Below are 251 nucleotides of genomic sequence, written 5' to 3'. Positions count from 1 at the left end.
CCTTCAATCTAAACTCTAAGTATGTTTTGAATGGTTTCAACATCAAGTCCTAATCGACCTGCTTGCAATCGGTCAATTTCGACTCGCAAGTATTGGACACCGTCATTTTGAACCGTATAAACGTCCTGGCTACCGTTGATTGTCTTCAGTAATTCTTCAATTTGGGTTCCGAGCTTATTGAGTGTGCCAAGGTCTGGGCCATATACCTTCACGGCCAAGTCGCCCCGAACACCAATAATCATTTCAGATAC

The 251-nt window shown here is 43.4% G+C and carries 1 protein-coding gene; it reads right to left on the bottom strand.

The window, feature by feature from the left end; genetic code table 11:
* Window positions 1-8: 8 nt before the first annotated feature.
* A partial coding sequence (locus ACY9Z2_RS19215; RefSeq protein ID WP_463611279.1) for an efflux RND transporter permease subunit occupies window positions 9-251 on the bottom strand: 243 nt, incomplete at its 5' end.

This window comes from Virgibacillus sp. GM2-2, assembly GCF_055329585.1.
This window is presented reverse-complemented; position numbering and strand designations above follow the sequence as displayed.